This is a genomic window from Faecalibacillus faecis, assembly GCF_003024675.1.
Taxonomy (GTDB): Bacteria; Bacillota_I; Bacilli_A; order Erysipelotrichales; family Coprobacillaceae; genus Faecalibacillus; species Faecalibacillus faecis.
Genome location: NZ_PYLP01000007.1, coordinates 97,301 through 107,286, shown reverse-complemented (window position 1 = coordinate 107,286; position 9,986 = coordinate 97,301). Strand labels below are relative to the sequence as shown.

Genomic DNA, 9,986 nt, shown 5'->3' with positions numbered 1-9,986 from the left:
ATCGTCATCAAAAAGTCCAAGATTTCTGATTGTACGATGTTTAACCTTTCCATCTTCACGATAAGATTCAACAATTGAGATAAAAGAGGTATTTGGACGACCTCTATTATTTTTTACAACTTTTACAAACATAACATCACCATCCTATACTACAAATATATAATAAATATATTTAAATTAAAAGTAATAAGATTATATACCCTATACTACATAAAAAGAAATATGAGATACTATTATAAAAAAAGGATAAAAATAAAAAGACATGAACCTAAGATTATATCTTAAGTTCATGCCATTGGATGAATTTACCACCTTTTCTTATCCTTCATGGTGATAAAGATCATGTTGTACCAATCACCCAAAGTATTGAACTTTATGAAAAATTAAAAGAATATCATTATGAAGTAACCTTTGGTAGAGTTCATGACGCAGATCATGGAAGAAGTATTTTTTATAATGAAGACGTTTATCAAACAATCATTGCTTTTTTAGATAAACATCAATAACTTAAAATAAAAGAGGTGATATCTATGGAATTACATATTAAAGAATTTGAATATCAGAATATAATCAAACAACAAATGTATAAACAATTGGCTACTTTATCTTTATATGTTTTACTATTAGCTTTTGCTTTGGAAAGTATTTTATATGATTTCGATTATGCCTGGATTATTCTTTTTGTGGCTGCTATGGCCATTATCAATTTAAATTTCAGAAAAAAGAAAAAAATATTAGGATATGACCTGGTTTATATTGATGAAGATCATCGTTTCTTTTATAACAATACATTCATTGAAATGAAAGATCTGCAAAATTATGTTGTTTCAAAAGAAACCATAACTTTGAATTTTATTGATTATTCTATTATGATAGAAAAAGATGAAAAACTCTATGATTATTTAAATCAATTTGCGAAGAATACAAAACCTATAAATGTTAAAAAAACAAAACTCTTTATTTTTTGTATGGCAATTCTTGTTATGTTTTTTTCATTAAGTTTAGGGAATCTTGTATTAGGTAGTATTTATAGTTATGTAAATAATATTGAAATGGTTTCTTTTTCAACGATTCTTATACCTGTTATTCAAATAACAAGTATTCTATTAGGAGTAGCGTTTATCTTTTTTGTAGCAAAGAAGTTTAAAAAAGGAATTGGTCTTTATGTGAGTCTATTATTGATTATCTTTTATATTGCTTTACCGTTTATTGTAAGTAATGATATTCATCGTTTAGATAATGGTAGGGTTTATACACGACAAGATCAAAAGCTTACACTTTATAGTCATTATAAAAAAGGTTATGGAAAGTTAGAAAGACAAATAAAGAATGTTTCTAATAAGGCAGAAGTAGGAAATTATCAAAGTGTGCTTTATCTTTTAGAAAATCAAAAAATAGAAGTGATTTCTTTAGAAAATGAAACTAAAAATGATAAACTCTTTTCTAAAATCAATAATCACATGTATTTAGGAACCTATATTTCATCACACTATACTTTAACTATTAAAGATGATAAAGCTTATTTTGAAAAGAACAGTTCACCCGAGATAGTGAAGTTGCATAGAGTCAATAACCATATGCTTTATTTTAAATATAAAAAGGATTATTACTTTATTTATATTTTAGAAAAACAAAAAGATATCAGAGTCTATGAGCTTTCTAATAATCGAGATTTAAAACTTTATTTAGCGACAGATTCTTTTGAAATGTCTGACTCTCAAACAAGCAATGAAGATACAGATAAAAATGAGTCACAAAATCAAACAGAAGAATCCAATCAAGATACCATAGAACAAGAAAGTGATACGACTGATTTAGGAAATGATCCAGAAAGAGTTTATTTTGAAAAGGTTTATAATCTTTTAATAGCACAAAATAAATTAGAAAATCCATGCTTTGATTACCAATTGAATGCAAAAGGTTATCCTTATGCAGTTGTAAGTACAAATGATGAATATACATTATCTCTTGTTTTTAATAAATATAAAAATAATGATGAAGATTATGAAATTGTTTTAGAAAAGTATATAAAAAAAACGAGTACACTAAGTCTTGTTGATTTCTATTTAGTAAATACAAAAACATTAGAAGTCACAGATCAACAAAGAGATTATTGGTAGGGTCAAGAATTATCTTGATCCTTTTTATTTATGTTTTATTAATGGTTAAAGGATGTATCTTAACACTATCTTAATGCCTCTAATTTTATAATAAAAGTAAAAAGGGGATTACTATGATAAATTATATGTTAGTGGTTGTTTTGATTGGTATTTTAGTTATTATTTATCGACAAATGATAAAAGTAGATGATGTATTAGATACTATAGAACATCCAGATGTATTGGTTATTTATGAAGATCAATATAAAGATATTAAAAAATATGAAAATAAAAAAATTAAATGTATGAGCAAACAAGATATTTATCAATTTGAACAAAGTTATCAATATGTGATTCTTTGTTGTCAGGATGATTATTACAATTTATTGATGAATTATCGTATTCAAAGAGATATGTTTAATACCCATGTCTATGCTTTATGTGGTGAACAAAACTATATAGAACTTTACAGTGATAATATTGATATCTTTCAAAAAAAGGAAGATATAGAAAGGATTATAAAAAAATTATATGATCAAAAGAAGAACAAATGTTGAGATCATAGCATTAGGCTTTGCTCTTGTTATTTTGATTGGAACGTGTTTACTTTTAATGCCATGGGCAAGTGAACAAACTGATTTTTTAGATGCTTTGTTTACAGCGACGAGTGCAACCTGTGTAACTGGACTGGTTGTGTATGATACAGCGACACATTGGACACTATTTGGTCAGATTGTTATTTTGATTTTGATTCAAATTGGGGGCTTGGGTTTTATCACGATTGGTGTTTTTCTAGCAACATATCTGAAGAAAAAAATTAGTTTAAGACAAAGAGGTTTGATTGAAGAAAGTGTGAATTCTTTAAAGCTTTCTGGTGGGGTAAAACTGGTTAAACATATTATTAAAGGGACTTTTCTTTTTGAAGGAATAGGTGCTATCATTTTAAGTGTTGTTTTTAGTGAAAAATTTGGAATTTCTAGAGGTGTTTATTTAGGAATATTTCATGCCATCTCTGCATTTTGTAATGCAGGATTTGATGTGTTAGGAACTCTTGAACCTTATGGTTCTCTTGTTCCTTATGCTTCCAATTTAATTGTGAATATAACAATTATGGTTTTAATTATTATTGGTGGTCTTGGTTTTATTGTTTGGCAAGATCTCTATGAAAAGAAATTTAAGTTTAGAAATTATTTATTACAAACAAAAATCGTTCTTGTTTCATCATTTCTTTTTATTTTAGGAGGCGCTTTTCTTTTTTATGTTTTTGAATGTCATCATTCATTGGCTTCTTTAAATCAAGAAGAAGCGATTCTTGCTTCATTGTTTCAATCAGTTACTTGTCGTACAGCAGGATTTAATACGATCGATGTTTCCAATTTAAGACCGGCAACCAGTTTATTGATGATGCTTTTGATGTTTGTTGGGGGAAGTCCAGGATCAACAGCAGGTGGTATTAAAACTACGACTTTCAGTGTCTTGTTGATTTTTGTTTATGCAACAATGACAAATAAGAGTGAAGCAAATGCTTTTAACCGACGCTTTGATAGTAAAACAATAAAAAAAGCAACATCTGTATTTTTAATTAATTTTATATTTATTATTGTAAGTTCAATGGTTATTTTTGATAATCAGCCTACATTACCTATGCAAGATGTTTTTTTTGAAGTTTTTTCAGCATTAGGTACAGTAGGTATATCAACAGGAATTACACGGCAACTTTCAGTTGTTTCTAAAATAGTTGTTATTTTATTAATGTATTGTGGAAGAGTAGGAAGCTTAACTTTAGCGATGTCTCTTACAAAGAAAAAAAGAATATCAAATTGTAAAAATCCAGTAGAGAAAATTGCTATTGGATAGGAGGAGTTATGAAAACAGTTTTAATTATAGGAATGGGTCGTTTTGGACACCATCTTACAAATAATATGATTTCACTTGGTAATGAAGTGATGATCGTTGATAAAGATGAGTCACGTTTAGAAGATCTCACAAAATTAATTTCTAACATTAAGATTGGGGATTGTACTAATGAAGATGTTTTAAGAAGTTTTGGTGTTGCTAATTTTGATATTTGTTTTGTATGTATCGGAACAAACTTTCAAAGTAGTTTAGAAATAACAAGTCTTTTAAAAGAATTGGGTGCAAAGTATGTTATTTCACAAGCAACGAGAGATATTCATGCCAAATTTTTATTAAAAAATGGAGCGGATGAAGTGATTTATCCAAATCGTGATAGTGCAGAAAAACTTGCTATTCGCGTAAGTAATGATAACTTATATGATTATGTTGAATTGGATAATGAGTATTCTATTTATGAAATTCCAGCACTTAGACAATGGCTTGGAAAAACGATTAAGCAAACGAATGTTCGTGCTGCTTTTCATGTTTATATTATAGGTATAAAAAAAGAATATAAAACGGATTTTCTGCCATCTGTTGATTATGTCTTTAACGTAGAAGATCATCTTTTAGTTATTGGTAAGAAAAAAGATGTTGATATGATCTTAAAGTGTATGTCATGATATCTTTAGGTGGTAATATGAAAGAAAAAATTCGTTATTTTATCTATTTTATAGTTATTATTTCTATTGAATTATTTTGTTCTCAAACATTAAATTCAATGAGTATTGGTAAAGAAAATATTTTAATGGTTTTTATTGTTGGTGTTTTGTTGATTGCGACTTTTACGAAAGGTTATTTTTATGGTTTATTAGCTTCTATCGTTAGTGTTTTATGTTTTAACTTTTTATATATTAATCCTAATTATGATTTTCATATTAGTGATCCTAATGATTTTATGCTTATTATATTCTTTTTGATGACCTCTATTATTGCATGTAGTTTGACAGATCGTTTTCAAAAACAAATTATTATTTCAAAAAAGAATGAAAGTATTTCAAAACAGCTTTATATTTTATCAGAAAGATTATTAAATGTTTCAGGGATAGAACATATTTTGGCTAAAGGAACACAATATATTGAAGAAAGTGTTCAAATAGAAGTAAATATTTCCTTGGAAATAAAAGAAGAAAGTAAAAAAATAATTCCTATTATAGGAATAAATCGAGTTTTAGGAAGTATTGAAATTATAAGTCAACAAGACTTAAATGAAGATCAAATGATTATTATTAAAGCAGCAGCGAATCAATTAGGCAATGCTTTAGAAAGAGAACTGACTTATTTAGAACAAGAAAAAATAAAAGTAGCCATGGAAAGAGAACATATGCTTAATAGTATGTTAAGAAGCATTTCTCATGATTTAAGGACACCACTTACAGGAATTGTAGGGGCAAGTCAATTGATGATGGATCAAGAAAATCTTAGTCGTGAGGATATTTATTCACTGGCAAAAGATATTCATAATCAAGCTCATTGGTTGACACAAATTGTTGAAAATATTTTGAATATGTCTAAAATAGAAAGCGGTAATTTAATTTTACATAAAAACTTAGAGGTTGTTGATGATTTGATTTATGAAGCTATCCATCATTTACCAGAACTTGAAAAAAGGAATGTTAAAGTAGAAGTACCAGATGATTTATTATTAGTCAATGTTGATGGAAAACTTATGGTACAAGTACTTATTAATATTTTAAGTAATGCCTTAAAATATACAAAAGAAAAGGATCAAATCACTATACAAGTAAAAAAGATAAAAGATGCTATAGAGTTTAGTATCAAAGACACAGGAATTGGTATTTCTAAAAATATATTAGAACATATTTTTGATGAATTTGTGACAGATGCAAATATTTCAAATGATAGTCAAAAAGGAATAGGATTAGGACTGGCTATTTGTAAAGCCATCATTCAAGCTCATGGTGGAGAGATTGAAGCAAAGAATGATGTACAAGGAGCTTGTTTTGTTTTTACTATTCCTAATGAGGAGTTGAATGTTTAATGAATGATTTAATCATGATTGTAGAAGATGATCCCTATATTTCTCATTTTCTACAAATGTCTTTTGAACAAGAAGGATATCGTATTTTGATGACAAGTCAAGGACATGAAGCATTGAGTTTGTTTTATAGTCATCAACCAGATATTGTTATTTTGGATTTGGGACTTCCAGATATGGATGGTTTGGAAATTATTGAAGAAATTAGAAAAATATCCGCAAAGCCTATTATCGTTGTTTCGGCACGTTTAGAAGAACAAGAAAAAATAAAAGCACTTGATTTAGGGGCGAATGATTATGTAGTTAAACCATTTTATATGGGAGAACTTCTTGCAAGGATTAGAGTAGCAAAAAGATTATCCAAAAAAGATGGAGAGGAAATGAAAATCTATCAAAAGGATTATTTGTATGTAGATTTTATTTCACGGAAGGTATTGATTGATGAACAGGAAATTCATTTAACACCAATTGAATTTAATCTGTTGAAACTTTTGATAGAACATCGAGGAAAGGTATTAACACATAATTATATTCAAAAAGAAATATGGGGTTATCAAGATCATTCAAATCAAAATGCTTTAAGAGTATTTATGGCAACTTTAAGAAGAAAAATAGAAAAAGATACGAATCACCCTCATTTTATTGTAACGGAAGTTGGGGTTGGTTATTGTTTTAATGATTAACAAGGGAAACCTTGTTTTTTTTGTATTTCCTAACAATTAGGAAACACAATTAATGTTATGTAAAAGAATTTACTGTTATAATGATAATAAATGGAGGGAAAAAGACATGTTAAATGACCGACAAATGCATGTAATTGATCTTTTGAATGATAAAAAATGGATTACTGGGAAAGAGATGGCGCATATTCTAAATGTTACAGATCGTACGATTCGTAATGATATAGAGCATATTAATCAATTTTATGATTGTTTGTTAATTAGTGCTGATAAAAGGAAAGGTTATCATATCGATCAAACACTTTTATCAAAACAAGATATTGAACCCAAGGAAATTATTCCACAAACATCACATGAAAGATGTGTTTGGCTAATACAGGAATTATTGTTTAAAGAAAGTGAAATTAATTTAATTCAATTGCAAGATCGAGTTTTTATTAGTGGATATTCAATAGATAATGATTTAAAGAAAATTAGAAGAATGATTAGTAGTTATTCAAGTTTAAAAATTGTTCGTAATAAAAATACAATTTATCTAGTAGGAGATGAAGCAGATAAAAGAAAACTTTATAAAGATTTGTTGACAGAAGAAACTAAAGGGAATTTTATGAATTTAAATTCTATCGCTGATTTATGGGAAAATTTTGATTTATTAGAAGTTAAAGATATATTAGAAGAAGTTTGTGAAATGAATGATTACTATATTAGAGATGTGAGTTTTCCTATGATTATGATACATGCAGGTGTTTCAATAGAAAGAATTATTAATCATAACTATATTGAAGATAAAACTTATAATGAAAAACTTAAGGATAGTTTAGAATATAAGGTGGCAAAAGATTTTTTTTCAAAAGTTTCGCAAGTGATACATATACCCGTTATTGAAGATGAAGTGGTTTTATTTTCGTATCTTTTATTGGGAAAAAGTGGAAAATTCTATAATCGAAATAAAAAAGAAAGTGAAAATTTGAAATATATTTTTTATACAATTATAGATAAAATAAAGGAATATTTTGGTATAGATCTTTCAAATGATTATGATTTAAAACTTGGATTAATTACACATTTACAGTCTTTATTGGAAAGACAGGTGAATAATGTTAAAGTTACAAATCTTTATTTAAAGGAAATTAAAAGAAAATACCCTTTGGTTTTTGAAATGGCAGTACATTCTGGTGAGGTTATTACTGAATGCACAGGATACACTATTAACGAAAACGAGCTGGCATTTCTTGCTTTGCATTTGGGAGCAGCTTATGAAAGAAGCCAAAGCATATATCGCCATCGGGGAATAGTCATCATTCCTCATAATCAAATGTTATCTATTCCTTGTGTAGAAAAATTAAAAAATAGATTTGGGGAGAGAATGGAAATTCTTGAGATATTTCATTTTTTTGAAGAATTGCAGGTTGAACAATGTCAACCAGATTTCATTTTAACAACAGTTCCCTTAAAACATCAACTTGACATACCAACTCTTCAAATAACTTTATTTGTAAATAACGAAGATGAAAGTAAAGTATTTCAGCTTCTTAATGAATTAGATAATAAGCTTTATCACAATGATGTGGTGAAGATGTTAAAAAAACTTATTAAAGAAAATTTATTTCATGTTCATCAAACATTTCATGATACAACAGAAATTTTAAATTATTTATGTGATGAATTGATAGATAGTGATTTAGCTACAAAAGCATACAAAGAAGATGTTTTTAAAAGGGAAGCAGTCTCAGCAACCTCATTTATGTATGGTTTTGCTGTTCCGCATTCTATAGAAGTATCTACCAAAAAATCATGTATTTCTGTATTGATTTTAGATAGAAGTGTGAAATGGGGAGAATTTGATGTGAAATTTATTATTTTATTGGGAATTAGAGAAACAGATAATCATTTATTAAAAATATTTTTTGATTGGCTATCAAGTATTGTCGCTAATTCAAAGAAATTTGAACAATTATTAGAAGTAAATAATTATGAAGAATTTATGAAAGAAATTATCGCTTAGGAGCTAATGAATATGACAAAAAGAAATATATACAAAGATGCACCTTTAACAAGAAGAGTGCTTAGTTATTTTATTGATTGGTATTTAGGAGCACTTTGTGCTGCTTTTCCAATTGCTGTGGTTTCACAAAAATTGTATGGAACAATGTTAAAACAAAATTTATTAAAAATTCAACAACCTTATGGATTTATTGCGGGGATTTTAGGAGTAATTTTTGCTTTATTTTACTACATTTATATTCCTTTCTTTGTTTATAAAGGACAGACTGTAGGAAAACGAATTTGTAAAGTTAAAATTATTCAAAATAATAATCAAGAAGTAACGTTAAAATCATTGGTTTTAAGACAAGGTTTAGGAATGATTGTTATTGAAGGTATTTTAGTGAGTGCAAGTGCATTGTGGCATCAACTTGTTTCTTTATGCATACATGTAAATATTGTTTCAACGATGATGTATGTTGGTTTTGTTGTGGGAGGAATAAGTACGTTGATGGTTATTTTTACCAAGGAACATCGTGCAATGCATGACTATATAGGAAATACAAAGGTTGTAAGTGTTTGATTTCCTATTGCTAGGAAACGTCTCTATCAGCCTAAAGATAAAGAAATATTTATAATAATAGATGTAAAGATATTGGAGGAACAAAAATGGACAATTTAGAGTTAGTTAGTTTTCAAATTATTTCTGCGGTAGGTGTAGCAAAATCATCTTATATTGAAGCAATGAAAATTGCTGAAAAAGGTGCTTTTGATTTAGCTAAAGCAAAAATAAAAGAGGGAGATCAGGAATTTGTAAAAGGACATGAAGCACATGCAGGTTTGATACAAAAAGAAGCAAATGGTGAAACAGTTGTACCAAATATTTTATTGATGCATGCAGAAGATCAACTTATGTCTGCTGAAACAATTAAAATGATGGCTCTTGAAATTATAAAATTGAACCAACGTCTTTATTCGTTAGAAAAATAAGAAGGGAGAAGAAGAATGAAAAAAATTTATTTATTTTGTAGTGCAGGAATGTCAACAAGTATGTTAGCGAGTAATATGCAAAGTGTCGCTAATGCACACAATTTGCCTATTAAAGTGGCAGCTTTTTCACACAATAAACTTGAAGAAATTATAGAAAAAGATACCCCTGATTGTATTTTACTAGGTCCACAAGTGAAATATATGTACGAAGAAACAGTTGAACAATTTGGAAATACGGGTATTCCTATTGCAGTCATTGATCAAGCGGACTATGGTATGATGAATGGTGAAAAAGTATTAAAATCAGCAATTAAACTGATTAAATCAAATAAAAAATAG

11 protein-coding genes are annotated in these 9,986 nt (G+C 27.8%); all 11 read left to right on the top strand.

Features of this window, described 5'->3' with window-relative positions; translation table 11 throughout:
* The first annotated feature begins 299 nt into the window (after nt 1–299).
* The 11 genes from C7U55_RS07445 (at nt 300) to C7U55_RS07395 (ending at nt 9,986) form a co-directional block, all read left to right on the top strand.
* Nucleotides 300–506 (top strand): alpha/beta hydrolase family protein, encoded by a 207-nt coding sequence (locus C7U55_RS07445; protein ID WP_106988032.1) that lies wholly within the window; start codon nt 300–302, stop codon nt 504–506.
* Nucleotides 507–530: 24 nt separating this feature from the next.
* Entirely contained in the window at nt 531–2,120 is a 1,590-nt protein-coding gene (locus C7U55_RS07440) for a YIP1 family protein (protein WP_106988031.1), read from the top strand.
* A gap of 113 nt (nt 2,121–2,233) precedes the next feature.
* A complete protein-coding gene (locus C7U55_RS07435) occupies nt 2,234–2,656 on the top strand; it encodes a hypothetical protein (protein ID WP_106988030.1) in 423 nt (140 codons plus the stop codon).
* The gene (locus C7U55_RS07430) at nt 2,631–3,956 is read left to right on the top strand and encodes a TrkH family potassium uptake protein (RefSeq protein ID WP_106988029.1); all 1,326 of its coding nucleotides are present in this window, start codon (nt 2,631–2,633) and stop codon (nt 3,954–3,956) included. Before C7U55_RS07435 ends, C7U55_RS07430 begins: the two co-directional genes overlap by 26 nt.
* Before the next feature lie 8 nt (nt 3,957–3,964).
* Nucleotides 3,965–4,618 carry a potassium channel family protein gene (locus tag C7U55_RS07425; RefSeq protein WP_106988028.1) on the top strand — a complete coding sequence of 218 codons (654 nt, stop codon included), beginning with the start codon at nt 3,965–3,967 and terminating at the stop codon, nt 4,616–4,618.
* Between the two features lie 17 nt (nt 4,619–4,635).
* Nucleotides 4,636–5,997: a sensor histidine kinase gene (locus C7U55_RS07420; protein ID WP_162297429.1), complete on the top strand. Its 1,362-nt coding sequence runs from the start codon at nt 4,636–4,638 to the stop codon at nt 5,995–5,997.
* The gene (locus C7U55_RS07415) at nt 5,997–6,677 is read left to right on the top strand and encodes a response regulator (RefSeq protein ID WP_106988026.1); all 681 of its coding nucleotides are present in this window, start codon (nt 5,997–5,999) and stop codon (nt 6,675–6,677) included. The genes C7U55_RS07420 and C7U55_RS07415 overlap by 1 nt, the downstream gene beginning before the upstream one ends.
* 52 nt (nt 6,678–6,729) lie before the next feature.
* Nucleotides 6,730–8,679: a BglG family transcription antiterminator gene (locus C7U55_RS07410; RefSeq protein ID WP_239985182.1), complete on the top strand. Its 1,950-nt coding sequence runs from the start codon at nt 6,730–6,732 to the stop codon at nt 8,677–8,679.
* Nucleotides 8,680–8,691: 12 nt separating this feature from the next.
* Nucleotides 8,692–9,240, top strand: coding sequence for an RDD family protein (locus C7U55_RS07405; protein WP_204638413.1), 549 nt, complete (start codon nt 8,692–8,694; stop codon nt 9,238–9,240).
* 86 nt (nt 9,241–9,326) lie between these two features.
* A complete protein-coding gene (locus C7U55_RS07400) occupies nt 9,327–9,647 on the top strand; it encodes a PTS lactose/cellobiose transporter subunit IIA (protein WP_106988023.1) in 321 nt (106 codons plus the stop codon).
* A gap of 15 nt (nt 9,648–9,662) precedes the next feature.
* On the top strand, nt 9,663–9,986 hold the full coding sequence (locus tag C7U55_RS07395) for a PTS sugar transporter subunit IIB (protein WP_022001211.1): 324 nt from the start codon (nt 9,663–9,665) through the stop codon (nt 9,984–9,986).